Here is a 25766-nt window from a genome sequence, read left to right as displayed (position 1 = left end):
CGGTATATTATGCCTTATTGACGATCAATTTATAATCTTCAGCAGCTGGGTTTTTGACTTGAATTTCGAAGAACCCATATTCATCCGTTACGGAAGATTGGAGTGTAATCGGATCATACACGGTGGCATTTCGGATTCTTTCACCCGTTTTTTCATCCAATACATAGCCACTGACGGTCACTTCTTTTTTGGATACAGGAGCCGGAGTCAATATGATGTAGTTTCCTCTTTCCTTGTAGTGAACCTCTCCCTGAAAAATCCCTTCCAAAACCTCCCGAACAGATTGGTTTTCAAAATTGCCTGAAACAAGTCTGGTAACATCAATCGCCGAGCTACTGTATGAAAAAACAAATGCAGCCTGAGCGGCTACCTGATCGAGCACGCTAGACACAGGCTTTTGCTCAAAAGTCACCGTAACCTGTCTCTCCAGCAGAGGTTTTTGCTGCGCAAAAGAAGCTCCAGAGAGCAGAATAAAACCGAGCAGCAAGCTCAAAAAAATAGGTTTCAAGGATTTATCCATCGCTTAATAAAGATACACGGAAAGGCGCATAGTTGAAAAAACAGGAGAAGCAGCAATGTGAGTCTGAACACCCAAAACAGAATTAACTGAGCTCCGATCTTCCTGCGTCCAAAAGGCTAATGAGTTCTTATTTGAATCAATTTTTAGGAAAGTCATTCTAAAAGCAAGTTTCGCCCGAAAGGATAATTTGCTCCCCATTTCTGGCAATATCCACCTTAATCGTTTCCGAAATGATATCCAGAATAGTTTCCAAGTCTTCATTCACAAAACCCACGGTGATCTTGCATTGAGCTATTCCACCTTGGATGATGATCTTTTGATCATAGACTTGGTTGAGTTGCGCGACTACTTCCTCCAATCTTTGATCCTCAAACCCAAAGGATCTTGTCTTATAAGCCAAAACGTTCTCATTGGCTACTGCTTTCACAAATTCCCGAGTCGATTTGGAATAAACACCTTTTTCACCCGCCAAAAGATGTATTCCCTCCTCACCTGCGGAATAAAACTGCACTTCTCCTTCAAACACAGAGACCTCCACTTCATTTTGATCGGGCAATGCTTTGACATGGAAGACAGTGCCTATATCCCGAATGAGCAGCTCACCAGTTTGCACCAGCCAACTTGACTTTTTATCCTCCGAGATGCTGATCGTAGCTTCTCCTTGCAGTTCTATGATACCTGTTTTCTTTCTGGAATTGTAATCTACAACCATCTCCGCCCCCTTGTTGAGCGTGATTTCAGCTTCATTTGCGATCAATTCCGTTCTTACTTCATTGCCGCTGTAGTAGGTCTGTCGCTCTCCCGGCGCAAACTGATAATAAAGGAAATAGGCCAAACCTGCGAACAGGACAAAGCTCGCAGCCACCTTCCATAGAGAAGGAAAAATCAATTGCCTGCTCTTGGTAGCAAGCTGAGGCTTGACTTTGCCCCAAGCCAAATCAGCATCAAAAGATGCATCGACCTCGAGCTGGCTCTTTTCAAAAATCAACTGAGCATCCTCCAGATACTTTTGATTGGCCGGATCAGAAAGGGCCCATTTTTCCAATTGAGACTTTTCAGTCTGGCTGGCTTCACCGAAGATATATTTCCCGATCAGATCCTCTATATGTTCTCTTTCTTGCTCGCTCATAGTTCCAAAAACCCTTTCATCAAGAGCATGATCAGTGGCAAATAATCTTTGAGCTGCTCACGCATGATGCGGAGCGCTTTTCCGATTTGATTTTCTACAGTTTTAATAGAAATCCCCAATTGGTCGGCGATTTCCTGATACTTCAGTTCTTCATAGCGGCTCATCTGAAAAATGAGCCTGCACTGCTCCGGCAATAGCCGAATGGCATGCTGTATTCTATCTTCCAGTTCTTGCTTGAGAGCAGGTCGGTCTGAGGCTTCAGCATAGCCTGTCGGCCCTTGCAATACATCGGCGGCATGTGCTTTTCGCACCTGCAGTCTTTTGATTTCATTGAGGCAGGCATTTCTCACACTTCGGTAGAGGTACGCTTTGACAGAGCTTTCTATTTGGAGCTTTTCCTTTTTCTCCCAAATCCCAATAAAGGTATTTTGGACGATCTCCTCGGCTTCATCCGAGTCTTCAAGATAGGCAGAAGCAAAGCGACACAGAGCCTCATAATGCTCTTTGAAAAGCACTTCGAAGGCCCGCATATCTCCATCTTGGATCGCTGAAAAACTGGTTGCCGCGTGGACTTGCATGGAAAAAACAAAATCTTCCTGCAAGATAAGACTTTGCATGTTTTTTCTTTTAGGACAAGTCAAAAGGACTTTCCCCCTATCAGCAATTACAATTTTTTGTAAAAATCTTCTCTGTCAATTCTCTACTGAAGAAAAGTCATACGTCCTTACTTGCGGAGAAAAAGACTATCCAAAGTCCCTCCACTCTGATCTAATACCTTCAATGAAAGAGAGGTTTCATCCAGATCCATCAGACCAACGTGATGTTTTTTGATCAACTGATCCATCTGAGGAAAAAGAGAATCTTCACCCACAGGTTCCAGACCCCCACCGGCGCCACCGAAAATAAAAAACTGCACCTGGGAACCAGAAAAATCCTGACTCAATCGCTCGTAATCATGTGTATGTCCTGCCATCACCACATCGATTAACCCTCTGTGAAAATAAGGCTCCAATAGCTTTCGAATACTGATTTCCCCATGATAGCCCGGCCAGCCTTGAGAATAAGGAGGCTGATGGATAGCCAAGATTTTCCATGCAGAATTTCGCCACTTTTCAGACTCTATCACCTCCAAAAACCAGTTCAATTGAGCAGACTTCTCAGGCAGAGAAACCGGAAAAAATTCATTGGGATCCAATCGCATCAGCGCCACTGGCCCCAGGTAATTGACTCCATACGTCAATTCTTCTTCGCGAAATACTCTGGATCTCAACAGGGTCGGAGCAAGATCTTCGTAGTAGCCATCGTAGTCATGATTGCCCGGAACGGGGATCTGAACGGTCTTCATCTGTGCAGCTGCCTCTAAAAAACGCTCGTATGCCCAAGTCTCTGAACCGTCATTGACCAAGTCTCCCAGACCGATGCTGTAGTCTACCTGCTGTCTGCCGATGAGTTTGGATAGCTCATCAAAAGTCTCCCAACCACCTTGTGAATCTCCCCAAACGGCTAATTTCACATGATCAGACAATGAAGGCTTCGCAAAAGTATATTTCCCATGAAAAGTCTTTTCCTGCCCCAGATCAAATGATAGCGTGTGCTGATCAAACTCATAAGTAAAAACTCCATCCTGAGATGAAATGACTTCTCTGCTTCCGTCGGGAAATTGCAGAAAACATTCTCCTGCTTTTTCGCTGATCCATCTCACATAGTGAATTCCATCTGTTCCCAGCAGCATCACTGGACTGGAAAATAAGATAGGATACTCGTCCAAATTTGCATTCGAAAGAGATTGACTTTGAAGCAATTCCCTTTTGCGGACCAATAAAAGGGAATCCTGCTTATCTTCTGTTCTTTCCTTCCAACTTTCAAAATCCTGACGCTCCATCCAATACACGCTGTGCAGCCCTCCTGCCATGGCATTGTTTACTACTCGGATCAACAATTCCTTTGCTCCAGCAGTGGTGATTTCAAAAAACTCCCCTAGATCAGATCTATGTAGCCTCTTCCCGTTGACCCAAAGTTGTGTACCATCATCTGCCCGTATCCCTAAAAGCCCCGGCGGTAATTCTATTTGTGCACGATACCAGAGAGAATGATTGGGTGCATCAAGGCGGTGAGGAAGCAGAACAGGCTCTCCTGAGATTAGATTTTCCGGATACTCTCTGTCAATTCCAGAAATTGAATCCATTCCCAAAAATTGCCAGGAAAGATCCAACACCTCTGCATCCGACGAGAATCGAGAAAGATCAGACCACTCATTATTCCAACTTGTATTTGAAAAAAATACCTCTCCATAAGTTGGAGAGGCAGGGTCATTTGCTGGAGTGCAGCTAGCGATACTAGCTCCCAGAAGAAATAATATCAGCTTATTCATCGGATCATTTCTTGGATAGCAGGCTCAGCTTTGGAGTCTGGATATTCCATTCCTAGCAATTGGAAAATAGTCCGTGCGATCATGGCTGAGTGCCATTGTCCTTTTTCTTTCATCTCGCCATCTGCAGGAGTATCAGGACCAATAGCAGCTATCCAGATCTCTCCCGCTTCTGCGATGGCATCTCCATGGCCAGTCCAAGTTCTTTTGGTCACGCCTCTCCCATGATCGGTAGTGATGATCATGGTAGTTTTGTCTTTGTACTGAGGCATGGATTGGACGGTTTCCCAAAGCTCTTGTATGAAAGCATCCGTTTGCTTGGCTGACCAGATGTATTGATCGTATTTATTGCCATGTGCCCAATCATCCGTTTCGCCATAGGCGATGTATAGGACTTTTGGCTGGTGTTTCTTGATAGATTCCAGAGCATAATGATGGGTAAAAGGATCTAGCCTTACACCTCCCCAAGGGCCGCGAATTTCTTTTTGAAGACGATTGATGGTTTTTTCCACATCCGTCAGATCATCTCCTGTTGCAATGTCAAAACCCGCATTAACCGGCACTCCACTTCTCTCTTCATTGACGATATAGGGAAACACATCCCAAGACCCAAAGGCCATCACTTTCCCTTTGTACTCATCTTTCTGATTGAGGTATTCGAGCAAAGTCACATTGGGGTTGTTGATTTTTGAGTTGGAATTGATGCGCTCATCATCTGCAAAACCACTGAGAACCTCATTGTAGCCAGGATAGGAAAACCACATAGAATTGGCATTATTGACATAGTTGCCATAAGCTCTATTGCCGTAAAGCTGTCCCTCCTGAGCAAGGGTACCCCAGAAAAAAGGCATGAGTTTTTCTCTTCTTTGCAAAGGATCCGGATGCCAAAATTCTTCCAAGAGAGAACCTTGTGATGCAATCATCCCGGTATCATCCACCATCAGCGAGTCTGCGCCATTGAACACTTCCTGCCATCTCATCCCATCCAAAGTAACCAGGATGATATTTTCAGTTTTATAATCTTGGGCTTTTGCCTGAAGTCCTACAAGGCAAAATGCGAGAAACAAATAGATCTTTTTCATACGAATATTAGCTTGAAAAAATCCTGCGCAGCCTAGACTGCGCAGGATTGATTGATTTAAGGTGGTGTCTTTTCAGATCAATCCACGTCCCACCATACGCGGGTTGTGATGGCATCTTCTCCTTGTCGGTCGATTGCCTCTAGATAATTTGTCAAATTCAGAGCCTGTACACTGGATGGATACATGATTCTCACCGGCACAGAGTTGATGTAGGCAGCTGGACCTGGCAGAATCTCCGGGTAATTGGTTCTTCTCCAGTCATACCAGCTTTCCATGCCATTGAAAAACAAAGCCAACCATTTTTGGGTACCGATTTTTGAAAGCTTCTCTTCCATTGAACCGGTATAGGCCACATCAGCTTGCTCAAAATACGAATTTCCTACTTCCAATTTTTCTGCAATTTGCGGCAAGTTGACCAATTCATATCTTTCCTTGTAATAAGAGAATGAAGCTTTCACACCATTCATGTAGTATTCTTCAGCCGAACCTGTCGTGATGTATCCCTTTTCTCTCGCTTCTGCCAAAACAAACTGAAGCTCTGCGTAACTCATCAAAATCGCCTGATATCCAGTCGGATTGGCTAGAGAAGTACACGCTGAACAGGACCAAAGCAATCCAACACGGGAGATGAAATTGGATCCACCTTTGGAAGGATCGCCGGATGGAGCATAAGCCAATGCTTCCTCATCCGCCAATCCATTTGGAACTCCTTGGTAATCTTCCAAATCCCCAATCACACCAGCACCAGAATTGGTAGTAGGCTGCGCATAAGCATACAATCTAGGATCCTGAAGTTCCTTTAGGGTATTTTCCATTTTCTCACTCAATCGAAACTCATCAAATGAACCGGAACGAGTGGTATACAATGGATGCTGATTAGGTACATCCAGCAAATAAGTCAATGCTGCGTGATCATCATTTCCGGTAAAAATCGGTGACTGGGCAGGATTGCTCAAAATCGCCTGCATGGCAGCCGATGGGTCTTGTCGATCAGACAATCTCATCAAGATTCGCAATCTCAAAGAATTGGCATATTTCTTCCATCTTTCGATATCTCCGTTGAAAAGGATGTCTCCGCTCACCTGCTCAGTTGTCGATCCCAACAATTGATTGGCTTCTTCCAACTCCTGCAAAACCCCGGCATACAATGACTCCTGTGTGTCAAATTTCGGATAGTTCACACCTTCTTTGGCCTGAATCGCCTCAGAATATGGCAAATCACCATAAGCATCAGACATAAAGGAAAACAAGCTGGCGCGAAGGACTTTGGCTATACCCACATAGTTTTGCTGATTGGCCTCGGAGGAGATTTGGATCACGTTGTTCAAATCCCGCATGGAGTTGTAAAAAGTGGAATAGGGATTTCCAGACGGGCCCCAGTTGTAGCGATCTTCACTGGTAAACTGGATTTTGGCAGTAAACTGCATGACCACATTCCCGGTACCCCAGGCAGACCCGGCGATTTCATTGGTTGTGGATCTGATCACATTTGGCAGCAAAAGATCTGCGGAAACAGTCTCAGGACTATTCGGATTCATATTGATCTCTTCGAAATCCTTGTCACAGGAGCTGAGTCCCATAACCAGAGCCAAAGAGAAAAGAGATATGTATTTTTTATTCAATTTCATGATTTTGTTGTTTTTCTCAATCAGATTAGAATTTCACGTTGAGGTTGAAGCCGATGCTTCTGGTAGATGGGAAGGACATATCCTCCACACCAGGGATCAAAGTACCACCGCTCATGGACATGGTTTCCGGATCGAAGTGAGGGTTTTCAGTCCAAAGAGCCAGATTTCTTCCTACTAGGGAGATTTTGACATCTTGGATCGGAAGATTTCCGAGCACTGATCTTGGGATGGTATAGCCGATGGTCACTTCTCGTAGCTTCAAGAAAGTCGCGTCATATTTGGCTGCTTCTACGTTGTTTCTTTCGTAGTAGCGGTTATGCCAGTTTCTGGAAGATACTTTGAAGGTATTTGGAGAATAAGATCCATCTGCGTTTTCTACCACACCTTCACTGATGATTCCATTACCTTCTACAGTTAGGTCATAGCCGTTTTCACGACCATACAAGGTCTCTTCTAGCTGACCAGAAGTAGAACCGATCGTTTTGGTACGGGAAACAACAATGCCACCATATCTAAAGTCAAGCAAGAATCCCAATGAGAGGCCTTTGTAGCTGAAGTTATTTTGCAAGCCTAGCATCCAATCCGGATTGTAATTTCCTTGATTTTTCAACTCAGGATCTGTAATCGGAGTACCGGTAGAGTTGTGGATAATCTGTCCAAAATATTCAGAATTAGGATCTTCTACTCTGGCGAAACCTGAGCCATAGATATTCCCCATTCTTTCTCCGATTCTAGCTTGGATATTGGCACCATTTCGACCTACCAAAGTGTAGGTATCTAGCCCCTCAGTCAATTCCAATACATAACCTCTCGTTCTGGTGAAGTTGGCGATAAAGTTCCAGTTCAATCCATTTGGATTTACTATAGGCGCACCATTCAAAACTACTTCGATCCCTTTGTTTTGGATCTCTCCGGCATTGATGATTCGGGAAGAGTAACCTGTGGCGATATCCAAAGTGATCGGGATGATCTGATTGCGGGTTCTATTGTCAAAGTAGGTGAAATCCAATCCCAATCTACCTTCCAAGAATCTGATATCAATCCCTGCTTCAAAAGAACCGGTTCTCTCCGGCTTCAAGTCTGCATTGGACAAGGTGCTGGATTCTGACTTAGTCTGTACAGACCCCCATGCAGTTCCTGAGTTGAACACATTCGTCAAAGCATACGGATTGGTGTCATTCCCTACTTCTGCATAGGCTGCACGTGCCTTCAAGAAAGAAATCGCACTAGGTAGCTCCACCATATCGGAGATGACTGCACTAAGAGTCGCTGATGGATAGAAGTAGCTATTGTTGCCAGTAGGAAGCGTGGAAGACCAGTCATTTCGGCCAGTGACATCCAAGAAAAGGACATTTTTATACCCGATCTGACCAAATCCATACAATGAATTGATTCTTTTTTCAGAATTATACTGACTGATCTGCAGGTTTACAGCGGTATTGGTAAAGTTGTAAATACCCGGGATCAACAATTGAGGAGCAATAGTCTGTAGATATCTGTTTTCCTGTCTCATTTGGTTGCCACCCACAGCGATGCTATAGGACCATACAGGCTTGGTTTGCTCTGAATAGGTCAACAAGAAGTCGGAATTTTGCTCGGTAAAGAAGACATCATCTTCTCGGTAGTTTCCTTTTGGAAATCTCTGAGTGCTGAAAGCTCTTTTTCTGTCTCTTAGCTCATTATAGGTATCCAAACCGGTTCTGAGCATCAAGCTAAGTTTGTCAGTGAATTTGTAATTAACTGACACATTCCCAAAAATTCTATCCTTGGACTGCCCATTGGTATTTTCATACACATTGAAGTAAGGGTTGTCGTGGTAGTTGTAGTTGTAGTTAAACTGCTGTACCCCTTCCAAGCCCGGCATCCAATAATCTCTCAGGTTTCTGGTATTGATCTGTCTTCCGTACCAAATCCACAGGTACATCAGGTTTTCTGTACCGTAGCTGATATTCGGTCTATTTCCGCTGTTTGTTCTCTGATAGTTGACAGCCGTGTTGACAGAAAGTTTGTCAGTGACATTGATTCCACCATTGATAGCAATCGTGTTTCTTTTCAAATCTGTATTTGGTACAATTCCTTTTTGGTCCAAATTGGTCCAAGAAAGTCGGATATTGGCATTGTCATTGGCTCCGGCGATAGAGATGTTATTGGACAAAGTCACACCTGTCTGAAAGAAATCATTGATATTATTTGGAGCAGCTACCCAAGGAGTAGCCTCGATGGTACTCCCAGCCGGCGCATTCAAATCGCCGCCTCTAAAGCCATCCACATTTCTCGGGGAGTCAAATTGAGGGATCATCAATCCCGCATCCAGAGCCGGGCCCCAGCTTTCATCTACGCCATCAGCAATACCTGAGCCTGCCCCATCGACAAATTCAAACTGGCCATTATTTCCCTGACCATATTTGTTTTGCCACTGAGGCATCACGAGAGGATTGTCAAAAGTCGTATTGGAATTGATCGTTACGCCCAATCCTTTTTTGCCTTTACCAGACTTGGTAGTGATCAAAATCGCACCATTCGCAGCTCTTGAGCCATACAATGCCGCCGCGGCAGGACCTTTCAATACCGTCATCGAAGCTATATCATCCGGGTTGATTTCTCCTGCGGCATTACCATAATCGACTTCCTGATTGCTAGAACCAGAAGACCCCACCACATTATTAGAAATAGGCACGCCATCCACTACGAATAGCGGCTGGTTGGCATTGATATTCAGAGAGGATTCTCCACGGATGGTCACACGGCTGGAGCCGCCGATTCCTGAGGAACTATTGGTGATCTGCACACCTGCTACACGTCCGCTGAGGGAGTTGATCACATTCGTCTCTCTAGCTTCGGTGAATTGATCCCCATTCACCTCTTGTACAGAGTAGCCCAAAGCTTTGGTTTCCCTCTCCACACCCAGAGCTGTGACCACCACTTCATTGAGAGCAAGTCCTTCTGAGAGGGTCACATCGATCACTGAGGAATTCCCTACAGTAATCTCCTGTGCTTCAAAACCAACAAAGGAAAAAACAAGCACTTCTGACGAGGCGGCTTGAATCACATAAGCACCATCTACATCAGTCACAGTACCTTTAGAAGTTCCTTTCACCAAGACAGTAGCTCCCGGTAAAGGCTCGTTGTTTGCATCACTTACTTTTCCTGTGACCCGGATAGACTGGGCGAAGGAAAAATTCAGAACGAATAGTAGACAGGCCACCATCATTCCTTGCCAAATTCTCGTTTTAGCAATCATTTTTTAGTAGAAGTTTTGAATAGATTGTTTTTAAAAATTTTAACAAAACTATACTTCCACTATTCCGAGGTGGTTAATTCGAGTTTACCAAAAAATGAATTAATTTATTGTTAAAACAACAGAAAAGCAGGCAAAATGAATCAAAAACGAATTTATAGAGCATTAAATTGACTTAACATGAAAGGGAGGATTAAGAATATTTTAAGATTTGTTTATCAAAAATTGTATATAAATTCTAAACAAATAAGTTGATTTGCCACTTCTAATGAAATAAGTAGACTTCCATCAAAGCTAATCCCACACAAGGCTTTCTTTTGATTTTTGTCACTAAAAAAACGTTTTTCAACATTCAAAAACAATAATGTGAGAAAGCTTGATTATATTGGTATTAACCCAGCTGGCTCTATGCCAATTTATTGATCGATTTACATGTCAACCCAAAGCTCCTATAAGCAATTGATACTGGTAGATGATGATCCTCTTGTCCACTTTATGGTCAAAAAATACCTTGAAATTGCTCAGATAAACATTCCGATGTTGTCCTTTTACAATGGACTAGAGCTATTGGAATATGTCGCTGGGAGTTTATCATCCAAATCATTGATTCTACTGGACCTCTCCATGCCCATTGCCAGCGGCTGGGACTTTTTAGAATCTTATCGGAAGCTATCAGTGGCTCAAAAGGAGTGCTTTCGGATCTATATCATGAGCAGCTCCATCGACCCCAATGATCTGACCAGAATGGAAGAGTATGATGAGGTCATCGATTTTTTACCCAAACCAATTACCGACAAGACTTTGATCAAAGTCCTTGTATAAAAAAAACCAGCCTCAATTGAGACTGGTCTTCTTACGTTACTTTTCCCAAACATTATCAGATGCATCCTTGTCAGGAAATCTTCTATGAGGGTCCAAGGTGATTTTCTTGATTTGAGATGTCCGGAATGGAAGAACTAGTTCAATTTCCTTTTCCCCGCCAAACCAGATATCGACTGGATAGGTAATGAGCATAGTGGTCTGGCTCGTCTGCTCCATTTGAATATTCGTTGCAACCCCTCCTTGTAGTTCACCTTCGTATTCCACTTCCAATACCACAGGTGAAGGCATCTGGCCATCTTGCCTTACCGTGACTACAGCCTGATCATCTTTTAAGTCTACCTTTTGGATAGAGCCATCGACTGATTCAGTAGTAAACAACCAATAATACCAAAACCATTCTAGGTTTTCCCCCAACTCATTTTGCATAAAAAACATATAATCCCACGGAGAAGGATGCTTAAAAGCCCAGGTATCCGTATACTTTTTCATCGCAGCAATGACTTGCTCATCACCGACGATCCCGCCCAGCATGGATAGCATGAGTGGAGTCTTGAGATAAGTCTGAAAACCATAGCCGCTCCCGGCGTCATTGGAAGCCCACATCAGAGGAGCTTCATCCTCACTTCCGCTCATTCTCCCGTAGCTTTGACCTCTACCATCAAGATTGTAAGGTTCATTATTGCTATCTGCAGCCGAGAGGATATTCATATATTGGTTAAACCCTTCATCCATCCAGCCATAGCGAGTCTCATTGGTACCTACCATCATAGGCCACCACTGGTGTGCCACCTCGTGGTCAGCCGCACCCTGATTGGAATTAATGACCATGGGATATTCCATCCCGGCACTCGGCCCATCTTGCATGGTCAGCTGAGGAAAAGGATAGGGAGCCCACAGGTCTGAATAGAACTCAAGGGCATGACGGCTGATTGCAGCCGCTTCTTCAAAATATTTGGCTCTCTCAGGAATAAAAACCATGTGAAGCGGAATGAAGCCTTTCCCCGGAATATTAGCTCGGGTGGCTTTCCAGATAAATCTATCTGATGTTGCCCAGGCAAAATCATTCACTCTATCCGCTACAAACCTCCAAGTGAGCATATCTCCCGCCAAGGTACTCTTACCTGGACCTTTCTCCTCCTCACTTACGATGGTCACTTCTTCGTCTGTATCCAATACTCCTGAAAGCCTTTCTATCGCTGTCGGAGTCAATACTTCTTCTGGATTTTGCAAAACACCTATTCCACTGACAATCCATCCAGCAGGAACGGTCAAGGACACGTCGAAGCGTCCGAAATTATTAAAGAATTCAGCTGGACCAAGATACTCACTCGTCTCCCAACCCCTGAGATCATCATATTTGGCCAACCTTGGGAACCACTGTGTCGGCTGAAACAAGGTGCTATCAAATCGCTGGGTCATTCTATGGCCTCTTCCATTATCACCACCGGGCAATTTGGTATTCCAATCTATTTCCAGCTCCGCCGTTGCCCCAGCAGCAATGGGTTTTTCCAGACTGATGTACGCGACCGTTTTGGTCAAATTCATGGCTTTTAGGCTTGGTGGATCATTTCTCCTTGGTCGAGGTGGATTGAGATTCACAGCCTCCCCATTGACGGTAATGCGAGTGACGATCATCCCTTCTGTCTGCTCTGCAGGTGTAGACGAACCTCTCGGCACATCTGCCCTGAAAATATTATGATCCAGTCGCAGCACAACCACGTCCAGTTCATCGGGGCTATTATTATGTACTTTGATAGTTTCGGTACCGGTAATAGTCTGTGTCGAGGGATCCAAACTCGCTTGGATCACAAAATCCGTTTCCATCTGCCAATAATTGGCGCCAGGCGTACCGGAGAAATCTCTGGTTCCTGCCTCAAAGGCTTTCAGGATGGAGTTGGTCATGGGAACATCCCTTCGAATGGCCCGGCTATCCGGAGAGAGACTGCTTCTTTGTTTTTGCTGAGCCAATGCTACAGAGCTACAAAATGTCAGCAGTAAAAGTATTTTTTTCATATAGTTCAATTCTGGAAATTCAAGGTACTAAAGTTTAAATAATTGCAATGACCAGAAATAAAAATATGAACTATGATTAAGCGCAATCACACCATCAAGGATTACTTTAAGTGTATTGCAGCGAATGATCGTCCACAGACGACGGGCAATTGCCCTCCGCTGGTTCAAATGAACTTCAATTCCTTCAGAAAGGAATCTCATTTTTTACTTAAAGAAAATCGCAATACTATTTTTTGCTAAAAAGCTCTTGGGTGTATCGAATCAATTCCTGATCTCCAGTTTTTCCATGGCCGGGAATAATCACTTCCGCTTGCTGGTAATGCATTAGGATTGCCTCCATTGTCTGCGGCCAAGCCTCGATGTTGGCGTCTTCGAGATTGCCCTCTCCTGCTCCTAAAGTCTTGATCAGACAGCCACCAAACAAAACTCTATTAGACGGGATATACACCAAACTATTGTCTCTGGTATGCCCCTCACCTAGAAAATCCAAAATGACTTCCTGGCTTCCTACTTGAAGAGTTTTCTTGGTTTCAAAAACCTGCTGAGGAATGGAATAAGCTGCTTCTTTAGCCAGATCAACAGTTTTGTAATAGCTATAGGAAGGAATCCCTGCCTGGTGAAAAGCATCCAAGCCGCCCAAACAATCAATGTGAAAATGGGTCGCGACTACTCCGATCACTTTGGCGCGAAGCTCCTTTTGCACGTAAGCGATCAACTCCTCTGAATCCTCATTCCTACTGGGAGCATCGACGATCAATGCCTCACCATCCGAGACAAAAATCATCCCATTGCAGGCAACTTTGCCAAAATCCTCCGTCTGCAGGTAAGTGATATGCCGGAAGGTATTTTCGGTGAGCTGTTCTATTTCCAGATTGGGACTTTGAGCAAAGCTCCATGTCAAACCTGCGAAAAACAGAGCTAGTATCGATGCAACTTGGGAGAAGGTTTTGAGCATAATATCAGAAGTCAAGATCAACCCCCACTCAAAAATCAAGCTACTTTTTTCATACTAATTTGCTTGGATCAATTTCATCAGAATCTGATGGATTTCGGTATTTTCCATGATTCCAAAAAACTCCCTGCTTCCAGCACCATAGGCGAAGATTGGCACCATGATACCTGTATGATCATCCGAATAATAGGATAGTTCGACTTCATTGGAAGCAAGATCCCCCTGAGGCAATGCCACTCCACCCGTCTCATGATCCGCCGTCACCAGTATCAAAGTACCGGGGTTTTGATCTGCAAACTCGACAACTTGCCCAATCACCCGATCAAAATTGATCATTTCTCTCACAATCTTTTCGCTATCATTGGCGTGCCCACCAGAATCTATCATGCCTGACTCTACCATCATGAAAAATGGTTTCTTTTTTGATTTTAAAAACGCCAGCGATTGCATGACACTGGCTTCAAGCAAATCCCCTCTACCCTCACTCATAGGCGGCATTCCTGACTTGCTTGCGAAAAAACCTATTTTATCAGCAGATGAAGGAAAAAGCTGTTTAGGAGAAATCACCAATTCAAACCCAGCACTTCGAAGTGCTCCCATTTCCGATCCAAAATCTTCTTCACCTCCACCTACAAAGAGGCTTAGTGGACTTTTGGAAAGCCATGCCGCCAAAATATCCGAATCATCTCGCTCTGAATGATGGGCATAAAAAGAGGATGGCGTAGCTCCTGTCAACTTATCGGTGGTCACAATCCCTGAATTCCATCCCATAGCCTGAATTTTTTCTGGCAAGGAAGCCAATACCTCACCATCCGGCCCTACTCCTATGGCTCTATTATTTGTTTTTTGTCCAGTGGAGTAGGCTGTAGCCCCGGCAGCAGAGTCAGTCGTGAAGTCATCCGCAGCGTGGGTTTTGACCAGTCCCATTTGCTTGAAAGCACCCAGGTTCAACTGTCCGCCATTGCCAACCATGCCTGCAGAGATCTGAGCCAAGCCCATGCCGTCTCCTATCATCAGGATGATCTGACGTGGAGAATCGGATTCATTTGCATAGCTAGGCGCATAGATCGAATGCTGCTCGGCCGAAGAGAAGGTATTTTTCTGATAAGTCTTAAGATATGCCACGGCTCCCTTTGGGTCATCCGTATTGATATAGTCTACCCCCAGCATCGCAAAGGCATTCCAAGATGTTTTGGAATCTGGCGTGGCCCAAAATCTGACAGGCTTCTCAAAGGAGTGTACTTTCTCAATAAATTCCTGAATAGGCTCCAACTCTTCTTCTACGATTCTTCCTTTTCCATTCCAAATGGAGAAAGATCGAAAGCTCAAGCTGACCATTCCAATTTTGTCCCATGGCAAAGAAGTATCTAGTTCCCTGCTTTGATAGTCGAATAGAATGAAATCAGGATAGTTTCGATAATCCTCAGGCTTAGGCCGGTTCCCAGATATGATCAGTTTGAGTCCGGTCGGATTGGTTTTAGAGAAAAGTATAGATTCAAATTCCTGAGCTGATTCCACCACCTTATCCAAAGTGGTATAAGCCTCCGTTTTGAGATCTACCAAAAGATGAAAATCTATCTCGTCGATCAAGCCCAGCTCCAGTCCTTTCCGGATGGGTTCCAGATACAGGCTGGTCAATGTTCTGGAAGGCTCTACACTGGCCGCTTCATGCGCTACCAGTAATTTTCCATCCTGCAAAATCACATCCGCTTCAATTGACTTGGCTCCTCCAGAGTAAGCATCCCAAAAAGGGACTTTTTGAAGGTAATCATTATGCGAGTGAACCTTAAAAGTAGCTTGGGCCAAAAGCCCGGAACTCATCACTGCACTCAATAAGAAAAGGAGGACAAACATTTTTTTCATCCTCAAAAATAAAAGGAATCCCAAAACTGCCAGAAATCATATCCTCCCGAAATCCTTAACTTAATACTTTAATAATCCCATTCTCGATTTGGAAACATTGACAATTATCGAAATTCACGATTTATTGAACTCAGACGATTGTAAAACACTGAGAATATCCTGAATATTTGATTTCCAAATCACCTTCAAATGCTCCAAAAAGCCCTTTTTCTTCTATTACTTCTAGGAAATACAGTAGCAGCTTTCTCTCAAAGTCAAGAAAAGCCTGTCATCGCATTTGTTTCTGACATCCACCTTCAGGATGTCTATGGAGATTTTGGAGAAAATTCCTTCCTAGGCATTGCCATGCCATCATCGGAAAATGCCACCATCAGAAGCATGCGCGCTCAGCTTAATTCTACAAGACTGTTCAACGAAAATTACTTTGCTCTGATAGAGACTCTCAATCAACTGGCAGAGCAGAAGGTCCGCTATATCGTGCTGCCCGGCGACTATACGGACGATGGACAACCTATGAATGTGCGAAAGCTTCAAGAGATTCTGGAGGACTACGAAAATCAAAATGGCATGCGTTTTTTTATCACCACCGGAAACCATGACCCCGTATTGCCAACTGGTGGGAAAGCTGGAAAAAGAGATTTTCTGGGAGCAAATGGAGAGGAAGTAGGCATCACTGGAGATAGTCTACAGCTGGGCAAGGGATATGCTTACTATTCCGATTCGCTGAATTATTGGGGCTATGAGGAGATCATGACTTCACTCCAAAATCATGGTTTTTTCCCACATCAGGCGGATATTTTCTGGACCCATCCCTTCGAGGAATTGGATTACGATGGCTACGATTTCGATCTAGCAAAGCAAAATTCTTCTTTGGAAATCCGGCGATATAAAGAGAAAAACAGTGGACTAAATCTTCCTGATGCCAGCTATCTGGTCGAGCCTGTAGCAGGCATTTGGCTCTTGGCATTGGACGGAAATATCTATCAACCAGCAGCAAATACCCAAAATTGGAAAGGCTCAAGTGTGGGATTCAATCTGGCAATGGAGCTCAAAGAGCATCAACTCCGATGGATCGAAAAACTACGGAAAGAAGCAGATAAGCGAGGTAAATTACTGATTTCATTCAGCCACTATCCTCTGGCCGATTACAATAATGGCAGTAGCGAAGAGATGAAAAAACTCTTTGGAGAGAACAAAATGCAACTTTCCCGAGTTCCACATCCTGAAGTAAGCCAAACTTACGCCGAAGCCGGTATTCAGATTCATTTTGCAGGGCATATGCATCAAAACGACACGGAGCTATACCAGGGGAAAAACGGCCAAAAACTACTCAATATCCAAGTTCCTTCGCTTGCGGCATTTCCACCAGCCTACAAAACACTAGACTGGAACAGTCCAGAAAGACTTCTCGTGCAAACTCACAAACTAGATGAAGTAACCGGCTTTGACACTTTTTTTGACCTTTATAGACGAGAGCATGATTTTCTGAAAAAAGGAGCCGCGCCTACGCTTTGGAACAGAGAAATACTCGAGGCAAAAGACTATTGGCACTTCACCAATCTTCACTTGGAAGGTTTGACGAGGGAACGATTTATTCGCCAAGACTTCCCCGAAGACCTTGCCAATAGACTCCGAACATCCGATCTACAAGGGCTTGTAAAACAAGCAGGATTACAGACTAAAAACCTAGAAAGTATCTCAGGATCCGATGTTCCAGGTCAGGTGATTCAGGATTTCTTTTGGATCAAAAATGGCGGAGATCTGGGCAAAAACTTGGTTTCCGAAGACAGACTAAGGTTTTATCAAAACTTGACTTGGCCAGAGGAACAAAGTGCGGAACCGAATGAGGTGCGACTTTTTCTAAAAATTCTCTCCCAGCTCAGTCAAGACCTGCCTTCAGAAGATTTCTATATCAGCTTACCGGACTTGCAGGTAAGCGACTATTGATATCTCCTAAAAAGCTTATAAATGAAAAAGGGGGAAATTTCCTTCCCCCTTTCTTGCTGCTGTACTATATTTTTCCCTAGCGACGACCAGAGCTTCTCTTAGATATCCAAACTATTAATTCTGACAAACCCAATAAGGCAAGGCAAACTGTAAAGACTGTAAAATAACTCAAAACTCGCTGGGGATAATTAACACGGCCGCAAAAGTAAACGAATATGAATGGGAGGCTAAAGAATGTATGTTAAGAATGTACTTAAAGGCTAAAACTTAACACTAAACAATTAATTGAAACATTGCTCCCATCCTAGCTTTGACCTCACTAAAACACATTCTTTCAATTATTTAGAATGCTTTGAAAACAAAAAAACCAGCCGGATTGGACCCGACTGGTTTTTAGCTGTAACAGTTTTGAGTTTTTTTAATTGAACAAGTCAAACTTCAACCCAAAATTGAATCTTGCATTGTAAAATTCAGATTGCATCGTGCGAGCCTGAATCCCCTGATAATAGCGCAGTGGCTGGTTGGTCAGGTTGTTTCCTTCCGCAAACACTCTCCATTTTGGAGTGATGGCATAGGAAGCATTGATATCCAAGAAGGTCTGCTGATCATAGAATCTATCCTCAAATCCCTCTCCTCCAAGCTCGTCTAGATAATCCGATGAGAAATTGACGGAAGCCCTCACGACCAAGCGCTTATTTTCATAAGATAGTGACGCATTGAACATGTGTGTAGCTGTACCCGGCAATTCCAAATCATCTTCTTCTCTACCTTCGATCCCTGTGGTGCTGGACTGAGTGTAGGTATAGTTCAGATAGACTCCGAAGTTTTTGAAAAGCTGTCTTTGGTAGCTGGTTTCAAAACCGAAGACTGAAGCGGTCCCACCATTATCAGGTCTGGAGTATTCCAGATCAGAGCCAAATTGCGGATCGCTATAGCCCTGCGTGGTGATTGTGTAGACAAAGTCATCTATATCTTTGTAAAACAATCCTCCGGAAAAGAGTCCTACGTTTTCATAATACCGCTCCGCCATCAAATCAAAATTCATCGCTGTGGTTGGTTTCAGGTTTGGATTTCCTCTCTCCAATTCCTCATCTTCTGGACTAAATGCCGCATAAGGCACCAAATCATAATAATTCGGTCTCGCAATGGTGTTGGTCCAAGCAAACCTCAAGATGGTATTGTCATTCGCATCAAACTTGAAGTGCAAGCCCGGCATCACATTGGTATAGTTTTGATCACCTACAGCCGGAGCGATCGTTTCATTATCGATATCAAAAATATTTCCATTGTACTCGATCGCTGTATTTTCTACTCGCAGGCCACCGATCACAGATAGCTTATCTGTAAACTGATGGTCTGCCATCACATATCCTCCGATGATCGTTTCTTTTGCGGTGAAATTGCCCGGGGCATACTCTTCCAAAATATCAGATTCTTCGAAAAGACCGGAATTGGTCAGATCAAGGTTCCCTAGGAATTTAGGATCTACGAAGGTTCCGGCCTGATATTGAGCTCCAGGAAGGAAGTTTGGATCAGAAGCGTCAATGGTAGGCACATCTGCCAAAGTGGCTCCAAATGCATCTTCATCCAGCGGCTCATATTCAAAGTAATTATTGTTTCTTTCTTTGTTCTTACCTCTGTATCGAGCACCGAATTGTAGGATTCCTTTATCTGAATACGGTAACTTGAAATCAATTTTGGCATTGAGATCCTTGTCATCCGTGTAGCTGTATTGCTCGGCAAGACCATTGAATCCGATTGCCATATTATCCTCCATATTGCTCAAAATAGCCAAAGGCTGTTCTGGATTGGAGATATCTACCATCACATCTTGCCCTGAAGATCGGTAAGAAGCATATCGCTCATGCGGTCTCTCCTCAGAAGCTTTCGCATAGGTCAAGCTCCAGTCCATTTTCAGTTTATTGAAAAGGTGATCCCCACCAAACGTCATATTGTACACACGCTGATCTTCCAGTCTTCTTGCTTTGATGCGTCCATTGTCCAGACCTCCTTTTGTTTCAAATTCTACTCTTCCTTTGGTCATGTATACTCCAGGAGAAGTCTCTGTAAAGTCACCCTCGTCAAATGACTCATCGAGTTGACTCACTCTCATACGGAATCTGTTTTCCCAGTCATCCCGATGATTGTACATACCGGAAACAAATACGCGGTGATTGGGGCTCAACTCATAATCCAAAGCTAAGGTCAAAGCTCTTCTCACTCGCTGTACGCGATATTCTCTGATGTCAAACTCTTCTAGCGTAAGACCATTGTCAGAGTCATACCAAACCGCCTCGATATTTTGGGATCCAAAATCATGATTATTGTATGAGCCAGAAAGAATCACTCCCAGTTTGTCATCCAAGAATCGATTACCGAGAACCAAAGCTCCGGTCCATATCGGCTTGTCAGAAAGCAGATTGACCCCTGAAGCAGCCGTGCCAGAAATCCTCAATCCATTGGGAGCCTGACGTGTCACCAGGTTCACAGAGCCACCGATCGCATCTGCATCCATACTTGGAAGGACAGCTTTATTGACTTCGATGGTCTGGATCATGTCCGATGGGATCAAATCCATCTGCACATTTCTATTATCACCCTCTGCTGAGGGGATACGCTCTCCATTGAGAGTCACCGAGTTCAGCTGGGGAGCCATCCCACGGATCACAATATTTCTGGCTTCACCTTGGTCGTTTTGCATCGTGATCCCAGGAATCCGCTTCAGTGCATCTCCAATATTGGCATCCGGAAAACGACCGATTTGATCCGATGAAACCACATTCGTGATATTGGCGTTGTTTTTTTGCTGATTGAGGGCTTTTGCCTGACCTTTCAGCCTATCTCCGAAGATGACGATTTCCACACCTTCCAGAGTTCCCTCTTCCAATTGAAAATCCAAAACAGTCGTCTGACCATTTGTAATAGAAATAGATTTTTGGACACTTTGGTAGCCCAAGTATGTTACGATCACCTCATAGCTTCCAGCTTCCAAATTCAAAATAGAAAACTCTCCACTTTGATTGGTCACCGAGCCTACCGTAGTCCCTTTTAGCAGGACATTGGCTCCGGGAAGGGAAAGATTTTGAACGTCCACGACTTTCCCTTTCAAAATCCCCTGGGCAAAACTTCCCATACTGAGAGAGAAGAATGCCAATAAAAGTACTAGTTGCTTTTTCATGTAGAATAGCCTGGATTAGTTGTTTTTGATAAATTTCTCAAGATCCTCCCAGTTGTAGATTTGGAAGGTTTTGTCATCTGACATGGCCACAAACAGGCCTTTCGGAAAATCAGGACCTAGTGCTTTGTTGGTTACCTCTGACCCATCGCTAGAGATGGTACTGAGTGGTAGTTTGCTGATCAACTGATGCTCATGAGGATTTCCCTCAGCTCCTTCTCTTGGGAAGACATGGAAATAGTTGACCTCCTGATCAGACACCAGAATATATCCTGTCGCATCTCCTGTTTTGTAAATAGAAATGCCTTCATGATCTTTTGTAAAGCCTTCTGTAGCAAATAGAGCCAACTCTTCGTTCCCTTTTCCAGGATCTGCATAGTACTTGCGCACACCTACTCCTTCATCAGAATAGTAGATATAGCCCATCTCCGCATCGACTGCGATCGCTTCGATCTCTTTGTTTCCAGAGTAGTTTCCAAACTTTCGAACCAATTCCAGCTCAATTCCAGTTGCTGTACTTTTCACCTCATATTGCCACAGATAGGTTCCATCAGTAGGTCCATTCTTTCTACCGGCGATCACATACGTTTTGCCGGATTCAGGACTCTGATAGACTGCCACACCCATTAGATCTTTGTACTCTGGACCAGTTTCACCCAAGTACACCTCGATGCCACCAGCGTTGATTTCAGTCATATCAGGTAGAGAATAAAATCTCAGTCTGGAAGTCAAGCGCTCACCAGTAACCGCAAAATCCACCTTTCTGTCTCCCGCCTGAAGTCCGTATCCGATGTCCACATTATTGGGACGCTGAATTCCTTTTCGCACGAGAGAGTCGATGATGTTTCCTTTGAGATCAAATACATACAAAGCCCCTAAGGAGTCCTTGTCTGTGCCTACGATCAGGCTTTGAGAGGCGTCATCAGGATTGATCCAAATGGCCGGATCATCCGAATCATGATCCAAAGCCCCCGTCACATAAAGCGGCTTGATTTTCTCTTCTTGGAGAGAAACTTCAGTGTTGATTTCTTCTTTCGGAGAACTGCATGCAAAGCCAGCCAAAAGTCCAGCTCCACCTAAAAACATTGTAATTTTTCTTTGCATTTGTTGTTGGTTTTTACTCTGGCAATTTTAGAGCGGTGCAGAGAAAATGTCTAAAAATCTGCGTTAGCAATTAGGCAACTCAAAGGAATCTGAGCGTTAACAAAACGAAAACAAAAAATCAAAACCCACGCACAAAAAACTGAAAACCAACCTATTGCACCATGTTAAAATGGAGTTAACAAATTGTGACTCATATACAAAGGATGTAATTCTGAAGACTTTCTCCCTTTTGTAAGCCCAGCTTCTTTCTCAACCTATAGCGAGAGATTCTCAAGCTTTCGGGTGAAATCCCCAGTGTAGCCGCTATCTCTTTTGAGCTGAGATTCATTCGGATCAGACTTGCCAGCTTGGCTTCCGCCGGAGTCAATTCCAACCCGTTTTTACCAAGGGCTTTGAAAAAATCCTGATGTACTTTTTCGAAGTTGGTTTTGAAATCCTCCCAATCCGTGTCCTGCGAAAAGTTATAATCTATCTGCTTGATAAGATTGCGAATCCATTTTTTCTGATCCTTCGTTTCTGCGTCCAGAGTCTTCTTCAGTTTTTGACGGATTTCTTCCAGCATCTGATTTTTTTCGAGCAAGTGGACGGTCTGGGCAGTCAAAGCTTTGGTCTGAGACTCTACCTCCACAGACATGCGCGCTTCGAGGAGATTGATATTTTCTTTTTCTGTGGCGATGAGTCTTTCCTTGATTTGCAGGTTTTTTTCCTGTTGCTCAAGGAGTGCTTTACTGCTTCTTATTTTCAGTTTTTGCCGGTTGAAAATCAGCAAACCTAGCCCAACCAGAAGCAATAATAAGAACAACAGCAAGGCTCTAAACTTGTCCTCAAACTCCGACTCCTGCTCCAGCTGTTTGATTTGAGCAATCTGCTGATGCAATCTGTACTGTGTTTCCTGCATGGAAAGTTGCCGGGCTGTCTCGTCCGAAAAAATCTCTTCATCGAGTTTTCTGGCTTCTTCAAGTTTTTCGTAAGCCAAATCATACTCTCCCATAAGCGCCCAAGTTTTAGACAGGTCGACTATGGCACTTTTTTGTTGGTAGAGATTTCCCAGCATTTCTCCCGTCTTCTGCGCTTGGCTACTCAGAAGTAGAGCTCGTTCGAAATTGCCGGTTTTTCGCTCGATGTCTGCCAGATTGTTGAGGTTGCCCGGTAGATGAATGCTATCATTAACAGCCAGGTTTAATTCCAGAGCTCTAGAAAAATAGACTTTGGACGAGTCATAGCGCTCCAGATCTTCGTAGATGCTGCCGAGATTTTCGAAAATAAATGGACGAACCAAGCTTTGAGGTTGGGAGTCAAGATTTCTCAAGGCTTTCTGCTGCATCGCGATGGCCTGCTCATAATCGCCCAGCTTTTCATACATCGTACCGATGAACCCTTGCGTTTTTGCAACCTGCTCTCTTAGATTGAGTTTTTCAAATAGTTCCAGTGCCTGCTGGTGTCTTTTCAGAGCGGCATCCACTCCCTTTATTTTATAGTAGAGCTCTCCTAGATAATTGTGGTTTTTGCCCAAGCAAGACAAGCAATTTTGACTCAAAAAAATCTCCTCTGCCTCGTAGAGCGTAACTCCGGCCTCTTGATACAAACCAAAATCCAGAAGCAACTTTCCCCTCAGAGATTGGATTTCTCCTTTTTGGAGAGGATCAAGGTCTGGGTTGTTTTCTACCTTTTCGGTTAGTTCTTCAAAAACTTTTTGAGGGCTAGTGAGAGCTTGCTTTTCAAAAGTTTCCCAAGGCTTTTGGACTGGATCAGCTGAAAATACAAAGAAGAAAAGGATCAGAAATTTCATACCCAGCAAGTACAGAAAGTGATATGAACTTGCTGTTAAGGATTATTTGTATTTCAGTCAACTTTTGAAAACACTCTATCTCCTATACAAGCCTCATAAGTCGCTTTACAAGGAAAGGTAATGATGATTTCCTGCCCGCCATTTTGGGACACGAGAGTTCCTCTTTCTATGCTTTCCTCAGCATCCTCGAGCATTCCCAATCCATCTTTAGGGCCGAAGAGTTCTTCCGGATCTTCGGAATACCAAATGAAATATTCTTGTAGAGACTGACTAAACTCCTCTCCGTCCAAATAATAAAACCCTTTATTGGATAGGACATAGCCCAAGTCTTCCCCTTGCGGATTTTCTCTTGCTGTCAGTGTGATTTCCAAATCTCCATTTGGATGAAAAATGTAAGAATAAACCATCCAAAGCTCATTAGTCTCATTCTGGAAAGCAAATTCATAGGTTCCGTCCATACCCGCTGGATTCATATCATCCTTTTTCTGGCATGAAAAACATGTAACGACAACCAAGATGGCAAATAATAAGCTGATTTGTGATTTCATAGTATTAGGTTTAGGTTGCAAAGAAGACGATCTAGCATCCTGATTAGCTACATATTTTATCACTATTTTTTCAGATTTCGACACGTAAAGATCTGGAATCCAAAGCAACTCACCTCATGAAAGCATCCCATCTAGTAATCCTTCTCATCTTTTGTTCCTTTAGCCGATCCAGCTTGCTATTCGCTCAGGAAGTGAAGGTCATGAGTTACAACATCCATCATGGAGCTACTCGGGCGGAGAAATTGACCCTGCGGGAAATGGGAGATTTTATCCTCAGGTCAGAGGCAGAAATCGTTGGACTGCAGGAGGTGGATTCTGTCTGCAATCGATCTGGAAAACAAGATCAAATGAGAATATTGGCTCAAATCACCAAAATGAACCCAAAGTTTGCAAGACATTTTGCCTATGACGGCGGTGCCTATGGCCTAGGAATTCTTTCAAAACACCCTTTGGAGGATGTCAAAAATGATCGAATTATGAGTATCCGCTCCAATGGAGACACGGCTACTTTGGCCTTACTTTCAGCTAGAGTTCTATTGCCTAGCGGCAAAAACATCCGGTTTGCCACTGCTCATCTAGCCTTGGATCATCCTACCCGCATGACTCAGATCAATCAGATATTGGGGTTTTTAGAAGGAGAATATCCCGTGATCTTGACAGGAGACTTGAATACGCTACCTGACAGCCCCGAGCTGGAACTCTTAAAATCACGCTTCCAGCTCACACAGGAGGACACCGACCTCACCTTCCCAGAGCAAAACCCAACCAAAAAGATCGATTACATCTTGGTAGACAAAGATATCAGCCAGAAGTCCTTTCAGAAAAAAGTATTTATCTCCAACCACCTGTCGGATCATCTTCCGATCTTGTCGGTGGTGGATTTTGGAAAATAAGCGTCCCAAGCTGGATTTTAGTAAAAAAAACAGCCCTTTGGAAATCCAAAGGGCTGTTAAGGGATTCAGAATTAACTTATTCCAAACCTAACTGTGAGCTTCCTTCGATTGATTGTTCCTCTTCCGGAGAGGCTAATTCTATCACTTGTGCAGCAAGTTGAGTGATTTTCCCTCCAGCCCTTACCAAAATAACAATAGGATAGAATGGGAGCTTTTTCAAAGGAGGAAGAGCAAAGATCCCCGGGACCAAATAGATCGCCCGTCCCACATTTATCATATTAAAGAAAGATTTAGGATTATAAATCATCGCAGCGATGACCAGGCCGCCGCTAGCCAAATAAAGTATTGGCTTTCCAAAATTCAGGATTTTCTCCAGAAGCTTGGGCGATCCGGTTTTCATCATACTATAGATCCAAATCGATTCAGCCAATAAAATAAGAGTCAAAACCGGATAAGCGATCCATTTAAATCTCCAATCAAGCTGGATGTCTCGAGCATAGACGATTCCGAAAGAAGTAATTGTCGACACCATCCCAAGACCAAACAGGACATTGCTAGTCCGGGAAATCAAATTTTCTTCCTGATCTGCCATCTCTAATATTTGCTCGGCAGGAAACAACAATACCTCCAGACTGGTCAATCCAGCGTCTGCATATTGGAGGATTTTTTCAATAGTTCTATCAACACTCATTTGA

At 43.7% G+C, this 25766-nt stretch carries 18 protein-coding genes; 3 read left to right on the top strand and 15 right to left on the bottom strand.

The window, feature by feature from the left end; all coding sequences use genetic code 11:
* Window positions 1-7: 7 nt before the first annotated feature.
* The 7 genes from G460_RS23250 to G460_RS0119615 form a co-directional block, all read right to left on the bottom strand.
* Window positions 8-508 carry an STN and carboxypeptidase regulatory-like domain-containing protein gene (locus tag G460_RS23250; RefSeq protein ID WP_157366980.1) on the bottom strand — a complete coding sequence of 167 codons (501 nt, stop codon included), beginning with the start codon at window positions 506-508 and terminating at the stop codon, window positions 8-10.
* Between the two features lie 169 nt (window positions 509-677).
* Window positions 678-1649 carry a FecR family protein gene (locus tag G460_RS0119640; protein WP_026956940.1) on the bottom strand — a complete coding sequence of 324 codons (972 nt, stop codon included), beginning with the start codon at window positions 1647-1649 and terminating at the stop codon, window positions 678-680.
* Window positions 1646-2266, bottom strand: coding sequence for an RNA polymerase sigma-70 factor (locus G460_RS0119635; protein ID WP_245578767.1), 621 nt, complete (start codon window positions 2264-2266; stop codon window positions 1646-1648). The genes G460_RS0119640 and G460_RS0119635 overlap by 4 nt, the downstream gene beginning before the upstream one ends.
* Window positions 2267-2373: 107 nt before the next feature.
* On the bottom strand, window positions 2374-4020 hold the full coding sequence (locus G460_RS0119630; RefSeq protein ID WP_026956938.1) for a metallophosphoesterase family protein: 1647 nt from the start codon (window positions 4018-4020) through the stop codon (window positions 2374-2376).
* On the bottom strand, window positions 4017-5099 hold the full coding sequence (locus tag G460_RS0119625; protein WP_026956937.1) for an alkaline phosphatase family protein: 1083 nt from the start codon (window positions 5097-5099) through the stop codon (window positions 4017-4019). Before G460_RS0119625 ends, G460_RS0119630 begins: the two co-directional genes overlap by 4 nt.
* 77 nt (window positions 5100-5176) lie before the next feature.
* Window positions 5177-6727, bottom strand: coding sequence for a SusD/RagB family nutrient-binding outer membrane lipoprotein (locus G460_RS0119620; RefSeq protein ID WP_035464809.1), 1551 nt, complete (start codon window positions 6725-6727; stop codon window positions 5177-5179).
* A gap of 25 nt (window positions 6728-6752) precedes the next feature.
* Window positions 6753-9968 (bottom strand): SusC/RagA family TonB-linked outer membrane protein, encoded by a 3216-nt coding sequence (locus G460_RS0119615; RefSeq protein WP_026956935.1) that lies wholly within the window; start codon window positions 9966-9968, stop codon window positions 6753-6755.
* Between the two features lie 429 nt (window positions 9969-10397).
* On the opposite strand from G460_RS0119615, the gene G460_RS22310 reads away from it, so the two are divergent.
* On the top strand, window positions 10398-10787 hold the full coding sequence (locus tag G460_RS22310) for a response regulator (protein ID WP_051316148.1): 390 nt from the start codon (window positions 10398-10400) through the stop codon (window positions 10785-10787).
* A 36-nt stretch (window positions 10788-10823) separates the two neighbouring features.
* Here G460_RS22310 and G460_RS0119600 read toward each other — a convergent pair whose 3' ends face one another.
* From G460_RS0119600 to G460_RS0119590, 3 genes are all read right to left on the bottom strand, one after another.
* Entirely contained in the window at window positions 10824-12800 is a 1977-nt protein-coding gene (locus G460_RS0119600) for a M1 family metallopeptidase (RefSeq protein ID WP_035464808.1), read from the bottom strand.
* Window positions 12801-13026: 226 nt separating this feature from the next.
* Window positions 13027-13755 carry a subclass B1 metallo-beta-lactamase gene (bla, locus tag G460_RS0119595; protein WP_026956933.1) on the bottom strand — a complete coding sequence of 243 codons (729 nt, stop codon included), beginning with the start codon at window positions 13753-13755 and terminating at the stop codon, window positions 13027-13029.
* 54 nt (window positions 13756-13809) lie between these two features.
* Window positions 13810-15606: an alkaline phosphatase gene (locus G460_RS0119590; RefSeq protein ID WP_245578766.1), complete on the bottom strand. Its 1797-nt coding sequence runs from the start codon at window positions 15604-15606 to the stop codon at window positions 13810-13812.
* Between the two features lie 198 nt (window positions 15607-15804).
* Here G460_RS0119590 and G460_RS0119585 point away from each other — a divergent pair, with 198 nt between their 5' ends.
* Window positions 15805-17562, top strand: coding sequence for a metallophosphoesterase family protein (locus G460_RS0119585; RefSeq protein ID WP_026956931.1), 1758 nt, complete (start codon window positions 15805-15807; stop codon window positions 17560-17562).
* Window positions 17563-17980: 418 nt separating this feature from the next.
* Here G460_RS0119585 and G460_RS0119580 read toward each other — a convergent pair whose 3' ends face one another.
* The 4 genes from G460_RS0119580 to G460_RS0119565 form a co-directional block, all read right to left on the bottom strand.
* Window positions 17981-20740 (bottom strand): TonB-dependent receptor, encoded by a 2760-nt coding sequence (locus G460_RS0119580; RefSeq protein WP_026956930.1) that lies wholly within the window; start codon window positions 20738-20740, stop codon window positions 17981-17983.
* A gap of 15 nt (window positions 20741-20755) precedes the next feature.
* A complete protein-coding gene (locus G460_RS0119575) occupies window positions 20756-21841 on the bottom strand; it encodes a phytase (protein ID WP_026956929.1) in 1086 nt (361 codons plus the stop codon).
* Window positions 21842-22031: 190 nt separating this feature from the next.
* A complete protein-coding gene (locus G460_RS0119570; RefSeq protein ID WP_026956928.1) occupies window positions 22032-23630 on the bottom strand; it encodes a tetratricopeptide repeat protein in 1599 nt (532 codons plus the stop codon).
* Window positions 23631-23683: 53 nt separating this feature from the next.
* Window positions 23684-24178: a hypothetical protein gene (locus tag G460_RS0119565; RefSeq protein ID WP_026956927.1), complete on the bottom strand. Its 495-nt coding sequence runs from the start codon at window positions 24176-24178 to the stop codon at window positions 23684-23686.
* 116 nt (window positions 24179-24294) lie between these two features.
* Here G460_RS0119565 and G460_RS22305 point away from each other — a divergent pair, with 116 nt between their 5' ends.
* Window positions 24295-25071 (top strand): endonuclease/exonuclease/phosphatase family protein, encoded by a 777-nt coding sequence (locus tag G460_RS22305; RefSeq protein ID WP_084421462.1) that lies wholly within the window; start codon window positions 24295-24297, stop codon window positions 25069-25071.
* Window positions 25072-25147: 76 nt separating this feature from the next.
* Here the strand turns inward: G460_RS22305 and G460_RS0119555 are convergent, their stop codons facing one another.
* Window positions 25148-25762 (bottom strand): hypothetical protein, encoded by a 615-nt coding sequence (locus tag G460_RS0119555; RefSeq protein ID WP_026956926.1) that lies wholly within the window; start codon window positions 25760-25762, stop codon window positions 25148-25150.
* Window positions 25763-25766 lie beyond the last annotated feature (4 nt).

Origin of the sequence: Algoriphagus vanfongensis DSM 17529, assembly GCF_000429465.1 — a bacterium.
Lineage (GTDB): Bacteria > Bacteroidota > Bacteroidia > Cytophagales > Cyclobacteriaceae > Algoriphagus > Algoriphagus vanfongensis.
Note: the sequence above shows the minus strand (reverse complement) of the source record. Positions and strands in the feature narration are given on the sequence as shown.

What these genes read in the sequence shown, in the direction of transcription:
- G460_RS0119575 (WP_026956929.1), bottom strand. Translation starts at nt 21,841, where the DNA reads ATGCAAAGAAAAATTACAATGTTTTTAGGTGGAGCTGGACTTTTGGCT.
- G460_RS0119555 (WP_026956926.1), bottom strand. Translation starts at nt 25,762, where the DNA reads ATGAGTGTTGATAGAACTATTGAAAAAATCCTCCAATATGCAGACGCT.
- G460_RS0119640 (WP_026956940.1), bottom strand. Translation starts at nt 1,649, where the DNA reads ATGAGCGAGCAAGAAAGAGAACATATAGAGGATCTGATCGGGAAATAT.
- G460_RS0119580 (WP_026956930.1), bottom strand. Translation starts at nt 20,740, where the DNA reads ATGAAAAAGCAACTAGTACTTTTATTGGCATTCTTCTCTCTCAGTATG.
- G460_RS0119625 (WP_026956937.1), bottom strand. Translation starts at nt 5,099, where the DNA reads ATGAAAAAGATCTATTTGTTTCTCGCATTTTGCCTTGTAGGACTTCAG.
- G460_RS0119600 (WP_035464808.1), bottom strand. Translation starts at nt 12,800, where the DNA reads ATGAAAAAAATACTTTTACTGCTGACATTTTGTAGCTCTGTAGCATTG.
- G460_RS0119615 (WP_026956935.1), bottom strand. Translation starts at nt 9,968, where the DNA reads ATGATTGCTAAAACGAGAATTTGGCAAGGAATGATGGTGGCCTGTCTA.
- G460_RS22310 (WP_051316148.1), top strand. Translation starts at nt 10,398, where the DNA reads ATGTCAACCCAAAGCTCCTATAAGCAATTGATACTGGTAGATGATGAT.
- bla (WP_026956933.1), bottom strand. Translation starts at nt 13,755, where the DNA reads ATGCTCAAAACCTTCTCCCAAGTTGCATCGATACTAGCTCTGTTTTTC.
- G460_RS0119585 (WP_026956931.1), top strand. Translation starts at nt 15,805, where the DNA reads ATGCTCCAAAAAGCCCTTTTTCTTCTATTACTTCTAGGAAATACAGTA.
- G460_RS22305 (WP_084421462.1), top strand. Translation starts at nt 24,295, where the DNA reads ATGAAAGCATCCCATCTAGTAATCCTTCTCATCTTTTGTTCCTTTAGC.
- G460_RS0119630 (WP_026956938.1), bottom strand. Translation starts at nt 4,020, where the DNA reads ATGAATAAGCTGATATTATTTCTTCTGGGAGCTAGTATCGCTAGCTGC.
- G460_RS0119620 (WP_035464809.1), bottom strand. Translation starts at nt 6,727, where the DNA reads ATGAAATTGAATAAAAAATACATATCTCTTTTCTCTTTGGCTCTGGTT.
- G460_RS0119565 (WP_026956927.1), bottom strand. Translation starts at nt 24,178, where the DNA reads ATGAAATCACAAATCAGCTTATTATTTGCCATCTTGGTTGTCGTTACA.
- G460_RS0119635 (WP_245578767.1), bottom strand. Translation starts at nt 2,266, where the DNA reads ATGCAAAGTCTTATCTTGCAGGAAGATTTTGTTTTTTCCATGCAAGTC.
- G460_RS0119570 (WP_026956928.1), bottom strand. Translation starts at nt 23,630, where the DNA reads ATGAAATTTCTGATCCTTTTCTTCTTTGTATTTTCAGCTGATCCAGTC.
- G460_RS0119590 (WP_245578766.1), bottom strand. Translation starts at nt 15,606, where the DNA reads ATGTTTGTCCTCCTTTTCTTATTGAGTGCAGTGATGAGTTCCGGGCTT.